The following is a 22,722-nucleotide window of genomic DNA, read 5'->3' as shown; positions in this document are numbered from 1 at the left end:
CCGGTGCGGGCCGATAGGCTCGGAGCATGAGTCAGACCCCGGACAGCGCCGTCCGCACGTACATCGAGCAGCACCGCGCCACGTTCCTCGACGACCTCGCCGCGTGGCTGCGCATCCCCTCGGTGTCGGCCCAGCCCGACCACGCGCCCGACGTGCGGCGCAGCGCCGACTGGCTCGCGGCCAAGCTCATGGACACCGGCTTCCCGACCGCCGAGGTCTGGCAGACCCCGGGCGCCCCCGCCGTCTTCGCCGAGTGGCCCTCGGGAGACCCCGCGGCGCCCACGGTCCTGGTCTACGGCCACCACGACGTCCAGCCGGCCGCCCGCGAGGACGGCTGGGACAGCGACCCCTTCGAGCCGGTCGTGCGCGGCGACCGCCTCTACGCGCGCGGTGCCGCCGACGACAAGGGCCAGGTGTTCTTCCACACACTCGGCGTCCGCGCCCACCTCGCCGCCACCGGCCGTAGCGCGCCGGCCGTCAACCTCAAGCTGCTGATCGAGGGCGAGGAGGAGTCCGGCTCGCCGCACTTCCGGGCCCTGGTGGAGGAGCGGGCCGAGCGGCTCGCCGCCGACGCCGTGATCGTCTCCGACACCGGCATGTGGGCCGAGGACACCCCGACCGTGTGCACCGGCATGCGCGGCCTGGCCGAGTGCGAGATCCGGTTGTACGGCCCGGACCAGGACATCCACTCCGGTTCCTTCGGCGGCGCCGTGCCCAACCCGGCCACCGCCGCCGCCCGCCTGGTCGCCGCCCTGCACGACCCGCAGGGACGCGTGGCGATACCGGGCTTCTACGACGGCGTCGTGGAGCTGACCGACCGCGAGCGCGAGTTGTTCGCCGAGCTGCCCTTCGACGAGGAGCGCTGGCTGCGCACGGCCAAGTCGCGGGCCACCCACGGCGAGGCCGGGTACACCACCCTGGAGCGCGTCTGGGCCCGCCCGACCGCCGAGGTCAACGGCATCGGCGGCGGCTACCAGGGTCCCGGCAGCAAGACGATCATCCCGTCGTCGGCCATGGTGAAGCTGTCGTTCCGGCTGGTCGCCGGCCAGGACCGCGACCACATCGAGAAGGCCGTCCGGGCCTGGGCCGCCGAACAGGTGCCCGCCGGCATCCGGTGCGAGATCGACTTCGGCTCGGCCACGCGCCCGTGCCTGACCCCGCTGGACCATCCCGCGCTGCGGTCCGTGGTCCGCGCCATGGGCCGCGCCTTCGAGAAGCCGGTCCGCTTCACCCGAGAGGGCGGCTCCGGGCCCGCCGCCGACCTCCAGGAGGTCCTCGGCGCGCCGGTGCTCTTCCTGGGCATCTCCGTCCCGTCCGACGGCTGGCACGCCCCCAACGAGAAGGTCGAGCTGGACCTCCTCCTCAAGGGTGTGGAGACCAGCGCCTACCTGTGGGACGACCTGGCCCGGAACTGGCCCACCGCACCCTGACCGTCCGGCGCCGGCACGGAGGGGCACCGGGCTCGGGGCACACTGGAAGGACCGCCCTGCCCGTCCCGCCCGCGCCCGACCCGGTGCCCGCCCGCCCGCGTCCCGCCGAACCGCCCGCCGAATCCGTTGTACTGGGGGAGTTGGAAGCACACGTGACCACCTGGACCGACCACACAGCCGACCGTCCCATCTCGCTGACCGCCCCGAGCGGCATCGACCGCGCCGCCCACCACCGGCTGGACGAGGCCTGGCTCGCGGCGGCGTGGAGCCACCCCACGACCCGCTGTTTCGTGGTCTCCGGCGGTCAGGTGCTCATCGACGAGACGCCGGACGGCCGCACCGAACTCGTCATGACGCCGTCCTTCGAGGCACCGCTCACCGAGGCGCACCGCTACTTCCTCGGCATCGACGAGGAAGGCGTCAGCTACTTCGCCCTCCAGAAGGACTCGCTGCCCGGCCGGATCGACCAGTCGGCGCGCCCGGCGGGGCTGCGGGAGGCCGGGCTGCTGCTGTCGGCGCGCGACGCCGGGCTCATGGTGCACGCGGTCGGCCTGGAGAACTGGCAGCGCACCCACCGCTTCTGCTCGCGCTGCGGTGAGCGCACGGTCATCGCGGCGGCCGGCCACATCCGCCGCTGCCCGGCCTGCGGCGCCGAGCACTACCCGCGCACCGACCCGGCCGTGATCATGGCGGTGACGGACGAGGAGGACCGCATCCTGCTCGGCCGGCAGGTCCACTGGCCCGAGGGCCGCTTCTCCACGCTCGCCGGGTTCGTGGAGCCCGGCGAGTCCATCGAGCAGGCGGTGCGCCGCGAGGTGTCCGAGGAGGCCGGCATCACGGTCGGCCCGGTCGAGTACGTCGCCAGCCAGCCCTGGCCCTTCCCCTCCAGCCTGATGCTGGGCTTCATGGCCCGCGCCACCTCCACCGAGATCGAGGTCGACGGCGACGAGATACACGAGGCCCGCTGGTTCTCCCGTGAGGAGCTGCACGCGGCCTTCGAGTCCGGCGAGGTGCTGCCGCCCTACGGCATCTCCATCGCGGCCCGGCTGATCGAGCTGTGGTACGGCAAGCCCCTGCCGACCCGCGGCTTCGTGTGACACACGAGGGCGGCCCCGGCACTGCCGGGGCCGCCCTCGTGTCCGTCGCGGCGCGAGCCGCGCGGGGTCACGCGGCGAGCTTCTGCTTGACCTGGGCCAGCGACGGGTTCGTCAGCGTGGTGCCGTCCTCGAAGAGCACGGTCGGGACCGTCTGGTTGCCGCCGTTCGCCTTCTCCACGAAGGCGGCGGACTCGGGGTCCTGCTCGATGTTGATCTCGCTGTACGCGATGCCCTCCCGGTCCAGCTGGCTCTTCAGCCGCCGGCAGTACCCACACCACGTCGTGCTGTACATCGTCACAGTGCCCTGCATGTCTTCGCTCTCCTCGGACAGCTCGGAAAATCCCGTCGGGAGGGGAACACGGCCGAGCGCAGCCTCATTCCCGGGCGGGGCCTCGCCACCGTCCGCCGGCGTGCCGCCCGCCGCCTCCGGTGTGACACCTGCCGCATCGGTACGACGATCAGCCTGTAATCAGTACGACTGCGAGCTCCCGCCTGTGGACAACTCGCACAGCCGTCCCGGACGACCTGGCAGCATGGCGGTGTGACAGCAGCAACGCATTCCACCCTTTTCCCGCGGGCACCGGAGTCGGCCGACGCGGTGCTCGAAGGGCTCGACCCCGAGCAGCGCGAGGTGGCCACCGCCCTGCACGGCCCGGTGTGCGTGCTGGCCGGAGCGGGCACGGGCAAGACCCGTGCGATCACCCACCGCATCGCCTACGGAGTGCGCGCCGGCATCCTGCAGCCCTCCAGCGTCCTCGCCGTCACCTTCACCAACCGCGCCGCCGGAGAGATGCGCGGCCGGCTGCGCCAGCTCGGCGCCCAGGGCGTCCAGGCCCGCACCTTCCACTCCGCCGCCCTGCGCCAGCTCCAGTACTTCTGGCCAAAAGCGATCGGCGGCTCCATGCCCCGACTGGTGGACCGCAAGATCCAGCTGGTGGCCGAAGCCGCCGCTTCCGCCGGTACCCGCCTCGACCGCAACGAGCTGCGGGACGTGACCGCCGAGATCGAATGGTGCAAGGTCACCCAGACGGTCCCCGCCGACTACCCGTACGCGGCTGCGAAGGCCGGCCGCGAGGCCCCTCGCGACCCGAACGAGATCGCCCACCTCTACGCCGCCTACGAGGACCTGAAGCGCGACCGCTCGGTGATCGACTTCGAGGACGTCCTGCTGCTCACCGTCGCCGTCCTCCAGGACCGGCACGACATCGCCGAACAGGTCCGCGCGCAGTACCAGCACTTCGTCGTGGACGAGTACCAGGACGTCAGCCCGCTCCAGCAGCGGCTGCTGGACCTGTGGCTCGGCGAGCGGGACAACCTGTGTGTCGTCGGTGACGCCAGCCAGACCATCTATTCGTTCACGGGAGCAACCCCGGACCATCTGCTCGACTTCCGCGCCCGGCATCCCGGCGCCACCGTCGTGAAGCTGGTCCGCGACTACCGCTCCACCCCGCAGGTGGTGCGCCTCGCCAACGGCCTGCTCGCCCAGGCCCGTGGCCGCGCCGCCGGACACCGGCTGGAACTCGTCTCCCAGCGCCCTCCGGGACCCGAGCCCGTCTACACCGAGTACACCGACGAGCCCGCCGAGGCCGAGGGTGCCGCCCGGCGCATCCGCGAGCTGATCGACGCCGGTGTGCCGGCCGCCGAGATCGCCGTGCTGTTCCGCACGAACTCCCAGTCCGAGACCTACGAACAGGCGCTCGCCGACGCCGGGGTCCCCTACCAGCTGCGCGGCGCCGAACGCTTCTTCGACCGGCCCGAGGTCCGCAAGGCCGGCCTGGCCCTGCGCGGCGCGGCCCGCTTCGGCGGCAACGACTCCCTGCTGGACGACGTCGTGGACCTGCCCTCCCAGGTGCGGGCGGTGCTGTCCGGCGAGGGCTGGACCACCGAGCCGCCGGCCGGCTCCGGTGCCGTCCGGGAGCGCTGGGAATCCCTGGCCGCCCTGGTCGGCCTCGCCCACGACCTCGCCGCCGCCCGGCCCGCGGCCACCCTCGCCGACTTCGTGGCCGAACTGGACGAGCGGGCGAGCGCCCAGCACGCCCCGACCGTCCAGGGCGTCACCCTCGCCTCCCTGCACGCGGCCAAGGGCCTGGAGTGGGACGTCGTCTTCCTGGTCGGCGTCGCCGAGGGCATGCTGCCCATCACCTACGCCCGCACCGACGAGCAGATCGAGGAGGAGCGCCGTCTCCTCTATGTCGGCGTCACCCGCGCCAGGGAACGCCTCCATGTCTCCTGGGCCCTGTCCCGTTCGCCCGGCGGCCGCGCGGGCCGCAGACCGAGCCGCTTCCTGGACGGCCTGCGTCCCGGCACCACCCCCACCGTCGGGCACACCGGCTCCGGCACGGGCGGCGCCGGCGTCGAGCGCGGGTTCACCGCCGGCGCGGTCGCCGTCCCCCGGCGCACCCAGCGCACCCCCGCCCGCTGCCGGGTCTGCGGCCGCACGCTCACCGACGCGGGCGAGATGAAGCTGATGCGCTGCGAGGACTGCCCCTCGGACATGGACGAGGGGCTCTACGAACGGCTGCGGGAATGGCGGGCGGTCCAGGCCGGGCGGAGCGGACAGCCGGACTTCTGCGTCTTCACGGACCGGACACTCATGGCCATCGCGGAGACGTGCCCGGAGACCTCTGCCGAACTCGCCCGCATCCCCGGTGTCCTCAGCCGCAAGCTGCGCAGCTACGGAGCCGATGTTCTGGCCATCTGCGCAGGTCGGAAGCCTGACGGACTTGACGGGGACGACTGAAGGCAACTCGTCGAAAAAATAGTTTGCACATGCCCCGGCAATCCCCATAGGTTCTAGGCACGGAAGCAGCGGCCTTCTCCAAGGCCCCGGTTCCGTGTTGTACTTGCACATCCGAGTGGACTGGTTCGCTCCAGTCCCCGAGACGCCGAGAGGAGGCGAGTTCAGTGATCAGCATCAACTTCAGCACCATCAGCGCGGCCAAACTGACCGATCGCTCGACCGTCTCCACGTGCATGCTCGGCGCCTTCGACCAGGGCACCGGTCTGTCCGGCATCGCTGCCGTGCGTCCGGCGTCCTCCGTTGCCCTCGCGGGTCTTCCCATCCGTGAGCGCAATGAGCGACCGACCAAGGCACTGGAAGCGGTAGTGGCACAGGCGCATGCCTATGCCTTTGCGGCGGCCGGTGCCGGATTCCGGAAGCAGACGACGCAGCACCACCTGATGTGGGCCTTCCGTGGGCCAGAACCCTGGAGTGATCCAGCCTGATCGCCGATCAGGCCGGCGCCTTCAGGGCCGCGGAACCCCATCCGGGATCCGCGGCCCTTCTGTTTGCCCCGAACACGGGACAACGGAGCGAAGGGGCCTCGGGACAAGAAAAGAACCCGGTACCAAGCCGCCACCCGGTCAACCGGCCGGACCGAAAAGACGAGGAAGACCCATCGTGCAACTCGAAGCGCACGCCCCGTCCGTACCGCCTTCGCAAACGATCCCCCCGCCCGGCCTCACGGAGGACCCCGCCTTGATCCCCCTCACCGCGCTCACCGCGCTCGACGACGCCATCGAGAACCTCGGCGTAGCCGTCCCCTGCCGCTCCTACGACCCGGAGGTCTTCTTCGCCGAGTCGCCCGCGGACGTCGAGTACGCCAAGTCCCTCTGCCGCACCTGCCCGCTGATCGAGGCCTGCCTCGCCGGGGCCAAGGAGCGGCGCGAGCCCTGGGGCGTCTGGGGTGGCGAGCTGTTCGTCCAGGGTGTCGTCGTCGCCCGGAAGCGGCCGCGTGGCCGCCCGCGCAAGAACCCGGTCACAGCATGAACACCGCAGGAACGATCGACCGCCCCCTCACGCACGACCCCAAGAAGCAGGCCCCGATGAAGCCGTCCGCCAGCGAGCCCGCAGGCTCCGCGACCACAGACTCCACCATCACCGGCGCGACCGAAGCGCGCCAGAACAGGAACCGTGAGATGCAACTCATGCAAGAAGCCCTGGCTCGTGCGCATATGCACGACCGCCTTCATGACGCCGTACGCGAACGCCGGGCCCTGCGCCTGGTGGTCGCCCAGCGGATGCAGCGCCGGGCCGAACGCGCCTCGCTGCGCGCCCGCCGCGCGCTCGCCATGGCCGTCATGCAGTAACGAACACACCTGAGCGGCGGTGGCCTCCCGGACCCGGGAGGCGAAGCTCCTCGCGGGGGCCGGTCCGACCGAACGGACCGGCCCCCGCGGCACCCGGCGCCCGGCCGGACGCGCCTCCCGGACCTCGGCACACGCCGCTCACGCCCCCGCCGCCGACTCCTCCTCGCCGGTGTCGTCGCCCGGGTCGTCCCCGGCCGCGTCGGCCGCGAAGCCCGGCAGCCACTCCTCCAGCTCCTCCCGCAGCCGTACCGTGGCGCCCAGCTGGCACAGGACCCCGATGGTGCTGAGGGTCACCCGGTGTATCAGCAGATAGGCCGGCGGCAGATTGAGCCGCTTGCCGAGCTGGTAGGCGGGGGAGCGGGGGTCGGCGATGCGGGCGGCCTGGCTGCGCATCCAGGAACGGGTGAAGGTGAACGCGTCCACCCGGGCCGGCTCGATGATCGGCACCAGATAGTCCAGGACCGCGTCCGGGTCCAGCTCGACGGTCTCCTTCACGAAGCCCTCCGCGCACAGAAGCTCGTAGACCCCCTCCGCGTCGCCGTCCAAGGTCATCCGCAGGGAGACACCGATCGGGGCCGGCAGACCGCCGGGGAGCCGGTCGACCGTGCCGAAGTCCAGGACGCCCAGGCGCCAGTCGTCCTCTCCGCCCGGGCCGCCGGGCAGCAGCCGGAAGTTGCCCGGATGCGGGTCGGCGTGCAGCAGGCCGGTGCGCGCCGGGCCCGAGAAGAGGAAGCGTGCCAGGAGCTGACCGGCCCGGTCGCGCTGTTCCCCGGTGCCGTCCGCGATGATCTCCGACAGCGGGACGCCGTCCATCCACTCGGTCACCAGGACCTGCTCGCACTGGTGCACCACCGCCGGGACGACCACGTCCGGGTCGTGCGCGAACTCCTCCGCGTGCGCCGCCTGGGCCTCGGCCTCCAGGCCGTAGTCCAGTTCCTCGGAGACCCGGTCCCGCAGCTCCGCGATCAGCGGCTTGATGTCCATGCCCGGGATGAGCGGGCCCAACAGCCGGGCGAAACGGCTCAGTTGGCCCAGGTCGGAGAGGAGCGCCTCGCCGGCGCCCGGGTACTGCACCTTGACCGCCACCTCGCGGCCGTCGTGCCACACCGCCCGGTGCACCTGGCCGATCGAGGCCGCGGCCGCCGGCTTGTCCTCGAACTCCTCGAACAGCTCCCGCCAGTCCTTCCCCAGCCGCTCCTGGAGCACCGCGTGCACCGTGCGGGTCGGCATCGGCGGGGCCGCCTCCTGGAGCTTGGTCAGGGCCGCCCGGTAGGGGCCGGCGACCTCCTCCGGCAGCGCCGACTCGAAGACGGACAGGGCCTGCCCGAACTTCATCGCGCCGCCCTTCAGCTCGCCGAGCACCTTGAACAACTGCTCCGCCGTGCGCTGTTGCAGCTCGCGGCCGACCAGCTCCGCGGATTCGCCCACGATCCGCTTGCCCAGCCCCCAGGTCGCCCGGCCGGCGAAGCCGAGCGGGAGCGCGGCGAGCTTGGCGGTACGGGTGACCGCCTTCCGGGGAAGATCAGACATGCGCCCTCCAGATCCCAGTCGGCCGTGCCGCGCCTGCTTCGCGTTGTCGCTCCGTCGACGGCCGTTGCACCGCCATTGTCGCGCGCTGCCCGCCCTCGGTTGAGAACCGCTCCCTTTTACTCCTTCTCACCGCCCCGCAGCCGCACTCCGGATGCGGCCGGACCGGGCGGGCGTGCCAGTCCAGGCCGGGCAGACGGACCTCCCAGCGGACGCCCGCGCCGACCGGTGACCGCCCGTCGAGGAAGGCCAGGGCGTGCGCCGCCGCGAGCCCGGCCACCGTCGTGGCCAGGGCCAGATCACAGGCCCCGACCGGGCGGGCCCGGCCGGAACGCCACTGGGTGACCAGCCGGGGCCAGAGGGGGTCCCGGTCCCGGCGCTCGCGGTCCAGGCAGCCGGCACAGCCCGACTCCCCGGGCAGCACCAGCGGGCCGACGACACCCGTGCCCTCCACCACGCCGGCGTACAGATGGGGTGTGCCGGAGGCCAGCAGCGGCTCGGCGGCGAACGGGTCCGGGGCGTGCACGGCGATGTCCTCCCGGGGCGCGAGGATCACCAGCGCGAGCCCGGGATCACCGGCGCCGGTCCCCGGGCGGTGGGCGTGGCGCGGCGGGCGGTCGGGCGCGGCGCGGCGGACGGCGGCCCGGGCCGCCGCGTCCCGGCGGTCGCCGAGCGACTCGGCGGCCAGCCCGCCCGGCGCCAGGTCCCACGGCTCCACACGGCCCACGTCCCGCACGTCGACCTCGCCCACGCCGGCGCCCGCAAGCACCGACGCCAGCAGCGCGCCGACCCGGCCCGCTCCCCGCACCCGGACCCGCAGCGCGCGCCGGGCGGCGAGCCGGGCCGGTGCGCCGCCCGGCTCGGAGCTGACCAGGGACAGCGAGGCGAGGTCGGGACGCAGCCGGTCGAGAACGTCCGTCTTCTCCCGCAGCGCGTCCGCGGCCGGGCCGCCGCCCCGGGCGTCGTCGACGAGGCCGGCCCGGGCCAGCCGGTCCACCAGGACGTCGACCCGGCCTGCCGGCACGCCCGCGCGGCTGGCCTCGGCGCGCAGCGAGGGCAGCCCGCGGGTGCCGTCGAGCAGTTTCAGGAAGCCCTCCGTAGCCGGGTCCAGCGGGCCCAGTGTCACCGCCTGCGCCGGGGTCATCCCGAACTGCACGGTGCCGCGGTCGCGCCAGCCGCGCCGCAGCGCGGGTTTCACCATCGGATGCATGACAGACCCCCGTATCCGTCGAAAAGTCTCAGAGCGGGAAAGGAACACGCAATAGTCCTTCGCCGGTGGAACCGGTCACGTTCCGCCGACGCCTGCCAGCATGCCCGGGACGGCCGCCGGGCGCCGAAAGTTATCCACAGGCGGAGAGAATCGTCGTACAAATGCGGAGCGAACGGTCGGCCGTGGAGGACCGCAAGCTGTATGACATGGAATGAATATGGACAAATAGGCACATGGATCGGTCGTACGAATCAAACACACGGTGGGGGATCGGCGGCGAACCCTCCCGGAGCCGGGACTTTGTCCGTGCCCACCGGGTAACGTCGGGGCGTGCCCGTCGACCCTCTGTACCGCGCCGGTGAACCCACGCGCAGCACGACGAGCCCGCCGTCCGGCGGCTCGGGGGCGAGCGCGATCGAGGTCCGCAGGAGCAGCCGGCGCCGGCGCACGGTCTCCGCGTACCGCGAGGGCGATCGCACCGTCGTACTGATCCCCGCCCGGATGTCCGAGGCGGAGGAACAGCGCTGGGTGACCGTCATGCTCGACAAGCTCGCCGCCCAGGAGAGCCGGAAGGTGCTGGGCGACGCCGCGCTGACCGAGCGTGCCGAGCGGCTGTCGGCCCAGTACTTCGACGGCCGGGCCCGGCCCGCCTCCGTGCGCTGGGTCACCAACCAGAACACCCGCTGGGGCTCGTGCACCCCCGCCGAGGGCAGCATCCGGCTCTCGCACCGCCTCCAGGGGATGCCGGAGTACGTCGTGGACTACGTGCTCTGCCACGAGCTGGCGCATCTGCTGGTCCCCGGTCACGGCCCCGACTTCTGGCGGCTGCTGAAGGCGTATCCGCGCACCGAGCGGGCCCGCGGCTATCTCGAAGGGGTCGTCGCCGCCGGACGGCTGCCGCACGTGCCCGGCGCGCGCGGCGATCGGGACGCCTGACGCGCCGTCCGTCCGCGGCCCCGGCGTGTCCGGTGCCGGGTGCGATTGTGTACCGGCTCTGTACCGACCAGGGCCCTTCGGCGGTGCTGTCGGTCTTTGCCGTTAGCCTGGCGCGACGCACTCGCATTCGGGATGGGGGACGGTCGTAACGCATGGCCAGGGAATTCCAACGCGGCCACAAGGCCAGGATCAGTGACCTCACGCCGGGCACGGATCTGTACGTAGGCGTGCAGATCTCGGCTCCCGGGCTGACCTTCGACATCAGCTGCTTCGGCCTGGACGCCGACGAGCGGCTCTCCGACGACCGGTACTTCGTCTTCTTCAACCAGCCGAAGTCGCCCGAGGAGTCGATCCAGCTGCTGGGTGCCCAGGCGGGCGACACCGAGTCGTTCCGGGTCACGCTCGACCGGATACCCTCCCCGATCCGCAGGCTGTCCTTCACGGCGACCATCGACGGCGCCGGACAGATGTCGCAGGTCGGCCCCGGATATCTGCGCATTGTGGCGGGCGGCGAGGAGGTCGCGCGGTACTCCTTCGACGGCTCGGAGTTCTCCACCGAGCGGGCCGTGATGCTCGGTGACTTCTACTTCAAGGACGGATGGCGGTTCGCCGCGGTCGGCCAGGGCTTCGACGGCGGCCTGGAGGCGCTGCTGAAGAACTTCGGCGGCGAGGTGCTGGAGGAGGCCCCCGCCGTCCCGCAGCAGCCGCAGCCCGGCGCGGCCCCCGGCTTCGCCCCGCCCGCCCAGGCCGCCGCACCGCCCGCGTTCGCCGCCCCGGCCGCACCGCAGCCCGCCCCGGCTCCCGCGCCCGCCCCGGCCCCCGCGCCCGCCCCGGCCCCGCAGCCCGCGCCGCACCCCGCCCCGCAAGGCTTCGCCCCGCCGCCCGGCCACACCCCGCCCCCGCCCCCGGCCCCGGCCCCGGCCCCGCACATGCACGTCGCCCCGACGGTCGTCGCCCCCCTCGCCCCGCCCGGCGCCCCCGTCCCACCGCCGGCCGCTCCCGCGCCGCCCGCAGCCGTGGCCCCCGCGCCCTACGGACAGCCGGGCGCGCCGGTGCCGCCGGGGTACGGCCAGCCCGCCCCGCCCATGCCCCCGGGCTACGGGCAGGTGCCCGGCCGGCCGGCCGCCTACGGAGTGCCGCAGGGCGCGCCTCAGGGCGGTGCCGGGGTGACGGCGGCGCTCCAGGTGTTCAAGGAGACGCCGACCGGTCAGCGCTGGACCCAGCAGAACCACAAGCTCGTCCGCGTCGACCTCGGCATCGGCGACCGGCCGGTGCTGGCCCGGCAGGGCAGCATGGTGCTCTACCAGGGCAAGGTCGACTTCGGCTACAAGGGCGCCGGATTCATGGGCCGGGTCGTGGGCAACGCCACCGGCCAGGAGATGCAGCTCATGCGCTGTTCCGGCCAGGGCCAGGTCTTCCTCGCCGAGAACTCCGCCCACCTGCACCCCGTGGAACTCCAGGGCGACGCGATCTGCGTGTCCGCGGAGAACGTCCTCGCCTTCGACGAGAGCCTGAGCCACGAGGTCCGCCGGATCGAGGGCCACGGCATCCCCGGCGGCGCGCTGTTCACCATGCAGTTCCAGGGCACCGGCACGATCGTCGTCAAGACGCACGGCACCCCCGTGGTGCTGCCGGTCACGCCGACCACCTTCGCCGACTGCAACGCCGTCGTCGCCTGGTCGGCCGGCTCCCAGGTGATCGTCTCCAGCCAGGTCCGCATGCGCCGCAACGCCTACCCGGGCGACACCGGAGAGAGCGTCAACCTCCAGTTCCGGGGCGCGCCCGGCAACTTCATCGTCGTCCAGCCGTACGAGGTCTGAGGGAGCCCGTCATGAACCAGCCGCTCGCGGGCTTCGCTCCCGCACCCGTCACCGCCCGCATGGAGAACCACGGCAGCCACATGCTGAAGGTCGCGTTGCAGAGCGGGCACGACCTCCTCGCGCGCGTGGGGTCGATGGTCGCCTACGAGGGCTTCATCCAGTACGAGCCCAACCCGCCGGCCGTCCGCCAGATCGCCCGCGACTGGGCCACCGGCGAGGGCGCGCCGCTGATGAAGTGCTCCGGCGACGGCCTGCTCTACCTCGCCGACTACGGCGCCGACGTCGTCGTGATCAACCTCGACGGCGACGGCATCTCCGTCAACGCCACCAACCTCCTCGCCTTCGACGCCCACCTGACCTGGGGCGTGGAGCGCGTCAAGGGGCTCGCGAAGTTCGCCGGCCAGGGCCTGTGGAACACGAGGATCTCCGGCCAGGGCTGGGTCGCGCTGACCTCCCGGGGCACGCCGATCGTCGTGGACTGCGGCGGCGGCGAGGACGAGACGTACGTCGACCCGGACGCGCTCGTCGCCTGGTCGCCGAACCTGAAGGTGAAGGGCAAGCGCAGCTTCAAGGCCCAGTCGCTGATCGGCCGGGGCAGCGGCGAGGCCTACCAGATGGCCTTCTCCGGACAGGGCATCGTCGTCGTCCAGCCAAGCGAGGACAGCACCGACCGCCTCCGGATCCGGGGCTGAGGGGGAGCCAGACACCATGCAGAGCCCGCTTTTCGCGCACAACGACCTCCAGAGCTCCGAGCGCTGGAGCCTGCAGAACGCGCAGATGCTCCGGATCACCCTGGAGGGCCACGACGACCTCCTCGCCCGCAAGGGCACCATGGTCGCCTACCAGGGCATGGTCGAGTTCGACGCCGAGTACCAGGCCAACCGGCAGTCACGCGCGCGTGCGCACACCGGCGAGGGCCTGGACCTGATGCGCTGCCACGGCCAGGGCACGGTCTACCTCGCCAACCTCGCCCAGCACGTGCACATCGTGGACGTCGAGCAGGACGGGCTGACCGTCGACAGCTCCTACGTCCTCGCCATGGACTCCTCGCTGCACCACGAGGTCGTCGCCGTCGACAGCCTCTACGGCATCTCCGGCTCCGGGAAGTACCAGCTGAACATCACCGGGCGCGGCAAGGTGGCCCTGATGACCTCGGGCGCTCCGCTGCTGATGCAGGTCACGCCGGACAGGTACGTCAACTGCGACGCCGACGCGATCGTCGCCTGGTCCACCGGGCTGCGGGTGCAGATGCAGGCCCAGACGCACGCCTCCGGTGTGTGGCGCCGCCGCGGCAGCACCGGCGAGGGCTGGGAGCTGAGCTTCATGGGGTCCGGGTTCGCGCTCGTGCAGCCCAGCGAGCTGCTGCCGCCGCAGAACGCCGTGATCGGTCAGGGCCTCGCCGCTCAGTTCGGCATGGGCCAGCAGGGGGCGCGCGGCCAGAACCAGGGCAACGTCTGGAGCTGAGCCGGAACGCCGGTAAGGGGCGATCGCCGGGCGGCCGCCCCTTACCTAGTCGGTCACTCCTCAGAGCCTGGCGCGCGTGGCCTCCAGCAGGCGCACGACCGACGCGTCGGCCACGTCGGCCACCTCGTCGTAGGCGAACCAGCGCAGGTCGAGGGACTCCTCGCTGATCTCCTGCACCGAGCCGGGCGGGGCCAGGACCGCGTACTGGACGTCGAAGTGCCGGTTGCAGGACGCCGGGATCGGATGCCGGTCCAGCCGCACCGGACCGCCGGGCAGCAGGGCCAGGCCCCGGATCCCGGACTCCTCCGTCGCCTCGCGCAGGGCCGCCGCCGCCAGGGTCGGGTCGCCCGGCTCGCAGTGGCCGCCCATCTGGAGCCACATCCGCAGCTTGCGGTGCAGCGTGAGCAGCACCCGGCCGCGCTCCGGATCGACGACCAGGGCACTGGCCGTGACGTGGCCGGCGTCACACGCCTTCCACATGCCGTCCGGGTGGGCCGCCAGGTGGTCCAGGTACGACCGGCGCAGCTCTTCCTGGTCCTCGTACCCCTTCAGGACCAGGACCGCGTCGTCGTACAGGCTCACTCGGCGTCGTCGCCCTTGCCCTCGTCGGCGTCCTCGGCCTCGTCGTCCTTCTTGCGTAGGTCCGGCTTGCCGTGGCCGCCGCCCGCCGCCTCGCCGAGCATCTTGTCCAGCTCGGAGAAGTCCATCTGCTCGCGGTGCACGAAACCGTCCGGGTCGTCCAGGTCGGTCGCGGTGGGCAGCATGTCCGGGTGGGCCCACAGACCGTCCCGGCCGTCGACCCCGCGCGCGTCCGTGAGCGACGCCCACAGCCGGGAGGCGTCGCGCAGCCGGCGCGGACGCAGCTCCAGGCCGATCAGCGTGGCGAACGTCTGCTCCGCCGGGCCGCCGGTCGCGCGCCGGCGGCGCAGCGTCTCGCGCAGCGCGTCGGCGGACCCCAGGCGCGGCTTCGCGGCCGCGTGCACCACCGCGTCCACCCAGCCCTCCACGAGCGCCAGAGCGGTCTCCAGGCGGGCCAGGGCCGCCTTCTGCTCGGGCGTGTCCTCCGGCTGGAACATGCCCTGCTGGAGCGCGTCCTGCAACTGCTCGGGGTTCTGCGGGTCGAACTGGCCGACCACGTCCTCCAGCTTGGCCGTGTCGACCTTGATGCCGCGCGCATAGCCGTCGACCGCGCCGAACAGGTGCGAGCGCAGCCACGGCACATGCGCGAACAGACGCTGGTGGGCGGCCTCGCGCAGGGCGAGGTAGAGCCGCACCTCCTCCTGCGGCACGCCCAGATCCTTGCCGAAGGCCTCCACGTTGGCCGGGAGCAGGGCGGCCTTGCGGGCCGGGCCCAGCGGCAGGCCGATGTCGGTGGAGCCGACGACCTCGCCCGCGAGCACGCCCACGGCCTGCCCGATCTGCGTGCCGAACATGGCGCCGCCCATCGAGCGCATCATGCCGATCAGCGGGCCCGCCATGGCCTGCATCTCCTCCGGCAGGACATCGCCCATGGCCGCGCCGACCCGCTCGGCGACCGGGTCGACCAGCTCCTGCCAGGCGGGCAGGGTCGCCTCGACCCACTCCGCCCGGGACCAGGCCACCGCCGAGGCGGAACCCGACGGCAGGGACGTCGCGTCGTCCAGCCACAGGTCGGCCAGGCGGACGGCCTCCTCCACGGCCCGGCGCTCGGACGGGCCGACGCTGGCGTCCTTGGTGCCGTCCGGCGCGCCCTGGGCGACCGTCTGGCGTGCGATCTGCTTGGCCATGTCCCAGTTCACCGGCCCGCCCTCGTACGAGAGCATCTGGCCGAGCTGCTGGAAGGCCGCGCCCAGGTCGCTGGGGTTCAGCGAGCCGAACATGGCTGCGAGCGGGTTGTCGGCGCCGGGGCCGCCAAAGCCGCCGGCTCCGGGCAGGCCGCCGAAACCGAACGGATTCGCCGGTCCCTGCCCACCACCGCTCTGCTGGTCCTTCTTCTTGCCCTCGTCGCCGTCCTCCGGCTCCTCCGGCGGAAGGCCGAAACCGAATGGGGTGTCACTCACGGGATTCCTCGGCTGGTAAGGCCACCGGTTCCACCGGTGGCGCGGCTGCCCGACAACACCACCCAGCGTAGACACCCGGACCCGATCGGGCCTCGGTGCTTCGCCTGCGGAAGGCCTGCGGCAGGATGGATGCACCTGGTACGTACGCGTCACTCGCGCGCGTACTGAAGACAACCGCTGGAGACGCCCGGTGAGTTCCCCAGATCCGCAGGTTCGCGCAGCGCGAAACCGTTCAACCTCTCCCGCCGTGCGCGGGCCCGTCGTCGCGGTGACCGGCGCGGCCGGCGGGGTCGGCGCCCTGCTCACCGAGCGGCTCGCCGCCTCCGGGGAGATCAAGGAGGTCGTCGCGATCGACGAGCGGCGCGGCGAGTGCGCCGAGGCCCGGTGGCACATCCTCGACGTGCGCGACCCGGCCATCGCGGACAAGCTGCGCGGCACCGACGTGGTCGTCCACCTCGCCCTCGACCTCGATCTGGAGACCGACCCGGCGGCGCGCACGGCCTACAACGTCCGGGGGACCCAGACCGTGCTGACGGCCGCCGCGGCGGCCGGGGTGCGCCGGGTGGTGCTGTGCACCTCGGCGATGGTCTACGGCGCGCTGCCGGACAACGAACTTCCCCTCTCGGAGGACGCCGAGCTGCGCGCCACCGCCGAGGCGACCGGGGTCGGCGACCTGCTGGAGATCGAGCGGCTGGCCCGGCGCGCCCCGCGCGCGCATCCGGGGCTGAACGTCACCGTGGTCCGGCCGGCCGTCCTGGTCGGCGGTACCGACACCGCGCTGACCAGGTACTTCGAGTCGCCGCGGCTGCTGGTCGTGGCCGGGTCGCGGCCCGCGTGGCAGTTCTGCCACGTCGAGGACCTGTGCAGCGCCCTGGAGTACGCCGTGCTGGAGAAGGCCGACGGGGAACTGGCCGTCGGCTGCGACGGGTGGCTGGAGCAGGAGGAGGTCGAGGAGCTGAGCGGGATCCGGCGGATGGAGCTGCCGTCGGCGGTCGCCCTCGGCGCCGCGGCCCGGCTGCACCGGATCGGGCTCACCCCGTCCCCGGCGGGTGACCTGGCCTACACGATGTACCCCTGGGTGGTCAGCGGCAGCCGGCTGCACGACGCCGGATGGCGGCCGAAGTGGACCAACGAGGAGGTGCTGGCGGAGCTGCTGGAGGAGGTGTCCGGGCGGCGCACGGTCGTCGGGCGGCGCCTGGGACGCAAGGACGCGACGGCGGCGGGCGCGGCGGGCGCGACGGTGGCCCTGCTGGGCGCGGCGGCTGTCGTACGGCGGGCCAGGAAGGCGCGGCGGCGCGTCTGAGGCGTCCGGGCCGGGGCCCTGCGCGCCGGCCGGCGCCGGTCCTCTGTAGAAGCCTCCAAACCGTCCCGCGCGCGTGCTGCCGAACGTCGTATTCCCCGATGCCGGACCCGTGGGGCACGATGGGCGCATGGCACTCACGAACGACCACCCGGGCGAGCGGGCGGCTGCGGATCCCGTCAAGCTGATCGCCGTCCGGGAGACACCGCTCTCCGTGGACGAGGTTTTCCGCGCCGTCGGGGACGCGGCGGCCGGCGGCATCGCGCTGTTCGTGGGCACCGTGCGCAACCACGACGGCGGCGCCGACGTGGACGCCCTCGGCTACTCCTGCCACCCCAGCGCCGAGGCCGAGATGCGGCGGATCGCCGAGGAGGTCGCCGCCGACCATCCCGTGCGGGCGCTGGCGGCCGTCCACCGGGTGGGCGACCTGCGGGTCGGGGATCTCGCCGTGGTCGTCGCCGTGGCGTGCCCGCACCGCGCGGAGGCCTTCGACGCCTGCCGCAAGCTGATCGACGACCTCAAGCACGAGGTGCCCATCTGGAAGCACCAGAAGTTCTCCGACGGCACCGAGGAGTGGGTGGGGGCCTGCTGATCCGGGCCGGAGCCCGCGCGACCGGCCGGCCGTCTCCCCGTGCACGTCCGGCGCACCGCCCTCTCCGGTTGCGTAACCGGCACCCTGGCGTGAGCGTTGTCCGTGCGGATGGTTAATCTGCTGATCAGTCAGTTGCGGACGCTCATGGCGTAGGAGGTCGGCATGGGGGTGCTTGTCTGGCTGCTGATTCCGCTGATGGCCGCGGTCGGCGGCGGACTCTGGGGCAGTTGGGCCAACCGGACCCGCAAGGTGCGCGGCGACGGTCCCGAGCTGGACGGGTACGCCCGGTTCCGCGAGGCCATGGAGAAGCCCCGGCCGGGCGCGCGCGGCGCGTGACGTCGGTGCCCTGACGGCGCGCCGACAGGAGCGTCCCGTACTGTCGAGGCATGCCACGCCGCACCGTGACGATGCTCGCCTCGACCCTGATGCTGATCGCGCTCCTGTGCGCGGGAGTGCTCATCCCCGTGCCGTACGCGGAGATGTCCCCCGGCCCCACCGTGAACACGCTCGGGGAGCACGACGGCGAGCCGGTGCTGCAGATCTCCGGACACAAGACGTACCCGGCCGACGGCCACCTGAACATGACCACCGTGCGGGTCACCGGTGCCGACTTCCGGATGAACCTCGTCGAGGCCGTCTACGGCTGGCTGGCCCACGACAGCAAGATCGTGCCGCACGACACGCTCTACCCGGACGGCAAGACGGAGGAGCAGTCCAGCCAGGAGAACGCCGAGGAGTTCAGCCAGTCCCAGGAGAGCGCCAAGGTCGCCGCCCTGAAGGAACTGCACATCCCGGTGAAGTCCTGGGTGATCGTCTCCACGGTCGTCAAGGGCTCCCCGGCCGAGGGCAGGCTGCACGCCGGCGATGTGATCAAGGCCGTGGACGGCACGGCGGTCGGGAAGCCGGGCGACGTCGCCAAGCTGGTCACCAAGCACAAGCCCGGCCAGGACGTCGTCTTCACGATCGTCCCCGCCAAGGAGCAGGCCGCCGCGGAGAAGGCCCACAGACCGGCGGCCGGCACGCGGGACATCACGATCACGACCCGCGCTTCCGACGACAGCGGCGCCAAGCGGGCCATCGTCGGCATCTCCGCCGGGACCGACCACACCTTCCCGTTCACCGTCGACATCAAGCTCGCCGACGTCGGCGGCCCCAGCGCCGGCCTGATGTTCGCCCTCGGCATCTACGACAAGCTCACCCCGGGCAGCCTCACCGGCGGCGCGTTCGTCGCCGGCACCGGCACCATCGACGACAACGGCACGGTCGGCCCGATCGGCGGCATCGAGATGAAGACCGTCGGCGCGCGCGACAAGGGCGCCCGGTACTTCCTGACGCCCGCCGACAACTGCGCGGCGGCGGCCAAGGACACCCCGGACGGCCTCACCCTGGTCAAGGTGAAGACCATCGGCGACGCGCTGGACGCGCTCGAGGACATCCGCGGCGGGGACACCGCGGCCCTGCCGAAGTGCGCCGCCAAGAGCTGAGCGGGCCGCGGCACGGCTGGGGGCGCCTCCCGTGGACGAGGGGCGCCCCCGGTGCCGTACCGCGGACGGATCAGTCCGCGAACGTCGCCGCCAGCGCGTCCGCCAGGCCCGGCACCAGGTCGGGACCGGTCAGGACCTCCGTCGGGGTGTCCTTCTCGCGCAGCCGCAGCGCCGACTCGCGGCTGCCGTCGCGCAGCACGGCCACCGTCATGCGGACCTCCTGGCGCGCGGGGTGCCGGGCGACCCACTCGGCCAGCCGGACCTCGTCCAGGTCGGAGGGGACCTGGGTCTCGGCGGACGGCGGCAGCATCAGCCGCTCCACGGTGAGCGCGCAGCCGGTGACCGCGTCGGGCCAGGCGATGGTGGCGAGGAACTCGTCCAGCGGCTTGCCGGAGGGGACCTCGTCCTGCTCGATCGGGGTGAGACCGACGGTCTCGGACTCGTCCCCGAGGCCCAGCTGAGCCGCGAGCGAAGGTTCCTGAGCCCGCAGCCGTGCGGTGTCTACGAGGGCGAAAAGGCGAGCGGGCCGGTCCCAGCCGAGGCCGGAGACGTACTCGTCGATCTCGAGTACGGCCCGGGTGAGCGGGCTCGCTGCCATGGGAGTGTTGGACATGGTCACAATCCTGCCTCGTTCCCGCCCGGAATCGGGAACCGAGTAAACCGTGAGTAAGTTGCATAGGTGTGGGCCCGCGATCACGAGGGGCCACGGTGGGCCCGCGAACCCGAGGGCCTGACGGAACGACAGCGAACTTCGAGGGGCGCACCTTGGCTTTCCAGATGCCGGACCGCGGCGGAGGCCCGACGGGGCCACGGATCAGGGCAGGCCGCCCGTCCCGGAAGGTCCGGGCGCTGCTCGTGACCCTGGGTGTCCTCGCCGTCCTCGGCATGGTGTTCACCATGTTCGCGGGCTTCTGGACGGACTGGCTCTGGTACCGGTCGGTGCACTACTCCTCCGTGTTCACCACCACCCTGTCCACGAAGATCGGCCTGTTCTTCGTCTTCGGCCTGCTGATGGCGGCCGTGGTCGGCCTCAACATCTGGCTCGCGCACCGGCTGCGGCCCCCGCTCAGCGCCATGTCCCTGGAGCAGCAGAGCCTGGACCGCTACCGCATGGGCATCGCGCCGTACAAGAAGTGGCTGCTGCTCGCCGTCACCTGCCTGGTCGGGCTGATCGCGGGCGCCTCGGCGGCGGGCCAGTGGCGGACCTGGCTGATGTGGGTGAACGGCGTCCCCTTCCACCAGAAGGACCCGCAGTTCCACCTCGATGTCGCCTTCTACGCCTTCGACCTGCCCTGGTACCGCTTCCTGCTGGGCTTCGGCTTCGCCGCCACCGTCCTGTGCCTGATCGCCGCCGCGCTCACCCACTACCTGTACGGCGGGCTGCGCATCACCAGCCCGGGCACGCGGGCCACCGCCGCCGCGACCGGCCACCTGTCGGTGCTGCTCGGCATCTTCGTCGCCCTGAAGGCGGTCGCCTACTGGCTCGACCGGTACGGCCTCGCGGTCAAGTCCAGCGACTTCAAGGCCACCGACAACTGGACCGGCCTGCGCTATGTCGACGCCAACGCCTATCTGCCGGCCAAGACCATCCTGTTCTGCATCGCCGTCATCTGCGCGCTGCTGTTCTTCGCCACGCTGTGGCGGCGCACCTGGCAGCTGCCCGTCATCGGCTTCGGCCTGATGGTGCTCTCGGCGATCCTGATCGGCGGCCTGTACCCGGCCATCGTGCAGAAGTTCCAGGTCCAGCCGAACGAGCAGGCGAAGGAGGCGCCGTACGTCCAGAAGAACCTGAAGGCCACCCGCGAGGCGTACGGCATCGACGACACCAAGGTCACCGCCTACGACGGCGAGCCCACGACCTCGGGCAAGGAGAAACTGCGCGGCGACGCGAACGACGCGGCGAGCATCCGGATCATCGACCCGAACATCGTCTCGCCGACGTTCCAGCAGCGCCAGGAGATGAAGAACTACTACGGCTTCCCGGCCAACCTGGACGTCGACCGGTACCCCGGCAAGGACGGCAAGGAACAGGACACGGTCATCGGGCTGCGCGAACTGGACCTGGCCGGCGTCCCGAAGCACAACTGGATCAACGACCACTTCCGCTACACGCACGGCTTCGGCGTCGTGGCCGCCAAGGGCACCGAGGCCAAGGGCGGCGAGCCGGTCTTCACCGAGTACGACCTGCCGTCCAAGGGCGACCTCGGCACCTATGAGCAGCGGATCTACTACGGCGAGAAGACCACCACCTACTCGATCGTCGGCGGTCCCCAGGAGGAGATCGACTACTCCGACAACGACGCCGAGAAGCCGACCAGGTACCGCGGCGACAGCGGCGTCAACCTCGACAACCCGCTCAACCGGGCCGCGTACGCGCTGACCTTCAACGAGCCGCAGATCCTGTACTCGGGCGCGATCGGCAAGGGTTCGCGGATCCTGTACAACCGCACGCCCAAGGAGCGCGTGGAGGCGGTCGCCCCCTGGCTGACCATCGACGGCGACGCCTACCCGGCGGTCGTGGGCGACCGCATTCAGTGGATCGTCGACGCCTACACCACCACCAACGGCTACCCGTACTCCTCCCGTACGACCCTGGGCGACACGACGGCCGACTCGCTGACCGCGACGAACAACTCCCGCGCGGTGGTGGCCCAGCAGAACCAGGTCAACTACATCCGCAACTCGGTCAAGGCGACGGTCGACGCCTACACCGGCGAGGTCAAGCTCTACCAGTGGAACACCGAGGACCCGGTGCTGAAGACCTGGATGAAGGCGTTCCCGGACACCGTGCAGCCGAAGAGCGCGATCTCCGACGACCTGATGGACCACCTGCGCTACCCGCAGGACCTGTTCAAGGTGCAGCGCGAACTGCTCACCCGTTACCACGTGACGGACGCCGAGACGTATCTGACCGGCAGCGAGGTCTGGCAGGTGCCCAACGACCCGACCAACAAGTCGGGCAACGCGGTGCCGCCGTACTACCTGAGCATGAAGATGCCGGACCAGGACAAGCAGGCGTTCTCGCTGTCGACGACGTTCACGCCCAACGGGCGGGACAACCTGGCCGCGTTCATGTCCGTCGACGCGGAGGCCGGCACCAGCGACTACGGCAAGATCAGAATCCTGAAACTGCCGACCAGGACGACGGTCGACGGGCCCAAACAGGTGCAGAGCAAGTTCAACTCCAATGAGAGGATCGCCGCTTCGCTCAAGCTCCTCAAGGGCGGCGACTCCGACATCGAGTACGGCAACCTGCTGACCGTGCCGCTGGACGGCGGACTGCTGTACGTGGAGCCCGTCTACGTCCGCGGCGGCGGACTCAGGCTGCCGCTGCTGCGCAAGGTCCTGGTCACCTACGGAACCGAGACCGCGTTCGAGAACACCCTCGGCGAGGCGCTGGACAAGGTCTTCGGCTCGAAGAGCCCGTCCACCAGGCCACCGGGGTCCGGGACCGGGAACCCGCCCGGCACCGGCGACCCGACCGTCCGCAAGGCGCTCCAGGACGCCCAGAAGGCCTTCGACGCCGGGCAGCGGGCGCTGAAGGACGGGCCGGACTGGGACGCGTACGCCAAGGCGCAGGACCAGCTCCGGGACGCGCTGGAGCAGGCCGAGCGGGCCCAGACCGAGGCCGGCGAGAAGGCCGCCGGGAAGAACGGCGAGAAGGCCGGCGGGAAGAACGGCGACCAGGCCGACGGGAAGAACGGCGAGAAGAACAAGAGTTGATCAAAGCGCCC

At 72.1% G+C, this 22,722-nt stretch carries 21 protein-coding genes; 15 read left to right on the top strand and 6 right to left on the bottom strand.

The window, feature by feature from the left end; genetic code table 11:
* Nucleotides 1–26: 26 nt before the first annotated feature.
* Together SCK26_RS13265 and nudC are read left to right on the top strand one after the other, a co-directional pair.
* Complete coding sequence (locus tag SCK26_RS13265; RefSeq protein WP_318201509.1) at nucleotides 27–1,430, top strand: dipeptidase; 1,404 nt, start codon at nucleotides 27–29, stop codon at nucleotides 1,428–1,430.
* A gap of 152 nt (nucleotides 1,431–1,582) precedes the next feature.
* On the top strand, nucleotides 1,583–2,527 hold the full coding sequence (gene nudC / locus SCK26_RS13260) for an NAD(+) diphosphatase (RefSeq protein WP_318201508.1): 945 nt from the start codon (nucleotides 1,583–1,585) through the stop codon (nucleotides 2,525–2,527).
* A gap of 67 nt (nucleotides 2,528–2,594) precedes the next feature.
* On the opposite strand, the gene SCK26_RS13255 is transcribed toward nudC, so the two are convergent.
* A complete protein-coding gene (locus tag SCK26_RS13255) occupies nucleotides 2,595–2,837 on the bottom strand; it encodes a mycoredoxin (RefSeq protein WP_318201507.1) in 243 nt (80 codons plus the stop codon).
* A 231-nt stretch (nucleotides 2,838–3,068) separates the two neighbouring features.
* On the opposite strand from SCK26_RS13255, the gene SCK26_RS13250 reads away from it, so the two are divergent.
* The 4 genes from SCK26_RS13250 to SCK26_RS13235 all read left to right on the top strand — a co-directional run bounded on the left by SCK26_RS13250 (nucleotide 3,069) and on the right by SCK26_RS13235 (nucleotide 6,616).
* Nucleotides 3,069–5,267, top strand: coding sequence for an ATP-dependent DNA helicase UvrD2 (locus tag SCK26_RS13250; protein WP_318201506.1), 2,199 nt, complete (start codon nucleotides 3,069–3,071; stop codon nucleotides 5,265–5,267).
* A 164-nt stretch (nucleotides 5,268–5,431) separates the two neighbouring features.
* Nucleotides 5,432–5,752: a hypothetical protein gene (locus tag SCK26_RS13245; protein WP_318201505.1), complete on the top strand. Its 321-nt coding sequence runs from the start codon at nucleotides 5,432–5,434 to the stop codon at nucleotides 5,750–5,752.
* A gap of 175 nt (nucleotides 5,753–5,927) precedes the next feature.
* Nucleotides 5,928–6,296: a WhiB family transcriptional regulator gene (locus tag SCK26_RS13240; protein WP_318201504.1), complete on the top strand. Its 369-nt coding sequence runs from the start codon at nucleotides 5,928–5,930 to the stop codon at nucleotides 6,294–6,296.
* On the top strand, nucleotides 6,293–6,616 hold the full coding sequence (locus SCK26_RS13235) for a hypothetical protein (protein ID WP_318201503.1): 324 nt from the start codon (nucleotides 6,293–6,295) through the stop codon (nucleotides 6,614–6,616). Before SCK26_RS13240 ends, SCK26_RS13235 begins: the two co-directional genes overlap by 4 nt.
* Nucleotides 6,617–6,754: 138 nt before the next feature.
* On the opposite strand, the gene SCK26_RS13230 is transcribed toward SCK26_RS13235, so the two are convergent.
* Nucleotides 6,755–8,146, bottom strand: a complete 1,392-nt coding sequence (locus tag SCK26_RS13230) for an AarF/ABC1/UbiB kinase family protein (protein WP_318201502.1) — start codon at nucleotides 8,144–8,146, stop codon at nucleotides 6,755–6,757.
* Entirely contained in the window at nucleotides 8,139–9,353 is a 1,215-nt protein-coding gene (locus tag SCK26_RS13225) for a TOMM precursor leader peptide-binding protein (RefSeq protein ID WP_318201501.1), read from the bottom strand. The genes SCK26_RS13230 and SCK26_RS13225 overlap by 8 nt, the downstream gene beginning before the upstream one ends.
* Before the next feature lie 330 nt (nucleotides 9,354–9,683).
* Here SCK26_RS13225 and SCK26_RS13220 point away from each other — a divergent pair, with 330 nt between their 5' ends.
* The 4 genes from SCK26_RS13220 to SCK26_RS13205 all read left to right on the top strand — a co-directional run bounded on the left by SCK26_RS13220 (nucleotide 9,684) and on the right by SCK26_RS13205 (nucleotide 13,573).
* Complete coding sequence (locus tag SCK26_RS13220) at nucleotides 9,684–10,289, top strand: M48 family metallopeptidase (protein ID WP_318201500.1); 606 nt, start codon at nucleotides 9,684–9,686, stop codon at nucleotides 10,287–10,289.
* 152 nt (nucleotides 10,290–10,441) lie between these two features.
* Nucleotides 10,442–12,109, top strand: coding sequence for a TerD family protein (locus SCK26_RS13215; RefSeq protein ID WP_318201499.1), 1,668 nt, complete (start codon nucleotides 10,442–10,444; stop codon nucleotides 12,107–12,109).
* 11 nt (nucleotides 12,110–12,120) lie between these two features.
* The gene (locus tag SCK26_RS13210) at nucleotides 12,121–12,801 is read left to right on the top strand and encodes an AIM24 family protein (protein ID WP_318201498.1); all 681 of its coding nucleotides are present in this window, start codon (nucleotides 12,121–12,123) and stop codon (nucleotides 12,799–12,801) included.
* 16 nt (nucleotides 12,802–12,817) lie between these two features.
* Nucleotides 12,818–13,573 (top strand): AIM24 family protein, encoded by a 756-nt coding sequence (locus SCK26_RS13205; RefSeq protein ID WP_318201497.1) that lies wholly within the window; start codon nucleotides 12,818–12,820, stop codon nucleotides 13,571–13,573.
* A 60-nt stretch (nucleotides 13,574–13,633) separates the two neighbouring features.
* On the opposite strand, the gene SCK26_RS13200 is transcribed toward SCK26_RS13205, so the two are convergent.
* Together SCK26_RS13200 and SCK26_RS13195 are read right to left on the bottom strand one after the other, a co-directional pair.
* Nucleotides 13,634–14,155: an NUDIX hydrolase gene (locus SCK26_RS13200; RefSeq protein ID WP_318201496.1), complete on the bottom strand. Its 522-nt coding sequence runs from the start codon at nucleotides 14,153–14,155 to the stop codon at nucleotides 13,634–13,636.
* Nucleotides 14,152–15,612 (bottom strand): zinc-dependent metalloprotease, encoded by a 1,461-nt coding sequence (locus tag SCK26_RS13195; protein ID WP_318201495.1) that lies wholly within the window; start codon nucleotides 15,610–15,612, stop codon nucleotides 14,152–14,154. The genes SCK26_RS13200 and SCK26_RS13195 overlap by 4 nt, the downstream gene beginning before the upstream one ends.
* A 190-nt stretch (nucleotides 15,613–15,802) precedes the next feature.
* Here SCK26_RS13195 and SCK26_RS13190 point away from each other — a divergent pair, with 190 nt between their 5' ends.
* The 4 genes from SCK26_RS13190 (at nucleotide 15,803) to SCK26_RS13175 (ending at nucleotide 18,988) form a co-directional block, all read left to right on the top strand.
* On the top strand, nucleotides 15,803–16,915 hold the full coding sequence (locus SCK26_RS13190; RefSeq protein WP_318201494.1) for an SDR family oxidoreductase: 1,113 nt from the start codon (nucleotides 15,803–15,805) through the stop codon (nucleotides 16,913–16,915).
* 127 nt (nucleotides 16,916–17,042) lie between these two features.
* Nucleotides 17,043–17,504 (top strand): molybdenum cofactor biosynthesis protein MoaE, encoded by a 462-nt coding sequence (locus tag SCK26_RS13185; protein WP_318201493.1) that lies wholly within the window; start codon nucleotides 17,043–17,045, stop codon nucleotides 17,502–17,504.
* A 162-nt stretch (nucleotides 17,505–17,666) separates the two neighbouring features.
* Nucleotides 17,667–17,840, top strand: coding sequence for a hypothetical protein (locus tag SCK26_RS13180; RefSeq protein WP_318201492.1), 174 nt, complete (start codon nucleotides 17,667–17,669; stop codon nucleotides 17,838–17,840).
* A 50-nt stretch (nucleotides 17,841–17,890) separates the two neighbouring features.
* On the top strand, nucleotides 17,891–18,988 hold the full coding sequence (locus SCK26_RS13175; protein WP_318201491.1) for a PDZ domain-containing protein: 1,098 nt from the start codon (nucleotides 17,891–17,893) through the stop codon (nucleotides 18,986–18,988).
* A 70-nt stretch (nucleotides 18,989–19,058) separates the two neighbouring features.
* On the opposite strand, the gene SCK26_RS13170 is transcribed toward SCK26_RS13175, so the two are convergent.
* A complete protein-coding gene (locus tag SCK26_RS13170) occupies nucleotides 19,059–19,601 on the bottom strand; it encodes a PPA1309 family protein (protein ID WP_318201490.1) in 543 nt (180 codons plus the stop codon).
* 164 nt (nucleotides 19,602–19,765) lie between these two features.
* Between SCK26_RS13170 and SCK26_RS13165 the strand changes: the two genes are divergently transcribed.
* Complete coding sequence (locus SCK26_RS13165; protein ID WP_318205996.1) at nucleotides 19,766–22,711, top strand: UPF0182 family protein; 2,946 nt, start codon at nucleotides 19,766–19,768, stop codon at nucleotides 22,709–22,711.
* Nucleotides 22,712–22,722: the final 11 nt, after the last annotated feature.

Origin of the sequence: Streptomyces sp. SCL15-4 (assembly GCF_033366695.1) — a bacterium.
In the GTDB taxonomy this organism is placed as follows: Bacteria; Actinomycetota; Actinomycetes; order Streptomycetales; family Streptomycetaceae; genus Streptomyces.
This window is presented reverse-complemented; position numbering and strand designations above follow the sequence as displayed.

Bases quoted from the DNA above. Each gene is read 5' to 3' on its own strand.
- SCK26_RS13265 (WP_318201509.1), top strand. From the start codon at position 27: ATGAGTCAGACCCCGGACAGCGCCGTCCGCACGTACATCGAGCAGCAC.
- SCK26_RS13255 (WP_318201507.1), bottom strand. From the start codon at position 2,837: ATGCAGGGCACTGTGACGATGTACAGCACGACGTGGTGTGGGTACTGC.
- SCK26_RS13235 (WP_318201503.1), top strand. From the start codon at position 6,293: ATGAACACCGCAGGAACGATCGACCGCCCCCTCACGCACGACCCCAAG.
- SCK26_RS13230 (WP_318201502.1), bottom strand. From the start codon at position 8,146: ATGTCTGATCTTCCCCGGAAGGCGGTCACCCGTACCGCCAAGCTCGCC.
- SCK26_RS13225 (WP_318201501.1), bottom strand. From the start codon at position 9,353: ATGCATCCGATGGTGAAACCCGCGCTGCGGCGCGGCTGGCGCGACCGC.
- SCK26_RS13215 (WP_318201499.1), top strand. From the start codon at position 10,442: ATGGCCAGGGAATTCCAACGCGGCCACAAGGCCAGGATCAGTGACCTC.
- SCK26_RS13210 (WP_318201498.1), top strand. From the start codon at position 12,121: ATGAACCAGCCGCTCGCGGGCTTCGCTCCCGCACCCGTCACCGCCCGC.
- SCK26_RS13205 (WP_318201497.1), top strand. From the start codon at position 12,818: ATGCAGAGCCCGCTTTTCGCGCACAACGACCTCCAGAGCTCCGAGCGC.
- SCK26_RS13185 (WP_318201493.1), top strand. From the start codon at position 17,043: ATGGCACTCACGAACGACCACCCGGGCGAGCGGGCGGCTGCGGATCCC.
- SCK26_RS13180 (WP_318201492.1), top strand. From the start codon at position 17,667: ATGGGGGTGCTTGTCTGGCTGCTGATTCCGCTGATGGCCGCGGTCGGC.
- SCK26_RS13175 (WP_318201491.1), top strand. From the start codon at position 17,891: ATGCCACGCCGCACCGTGACGATGCTCGCCTCGACCCTGATGCTGATC.
- SCK26_RS13170 (WP_318201490.1), bottom strand. From the start codon at position 19,601: ATGTCCAACACTCCCATGGCAGCGAGCCCGCTCACCCGGGCCGTACTC.
- SCK26_RS13165 (WP_318205996.1), top strand. From the start codon at position 19,766: ATGCCGGACCGCGGCGGAGGCCCGACGGGGCCACGGATCAGGGCAGGC.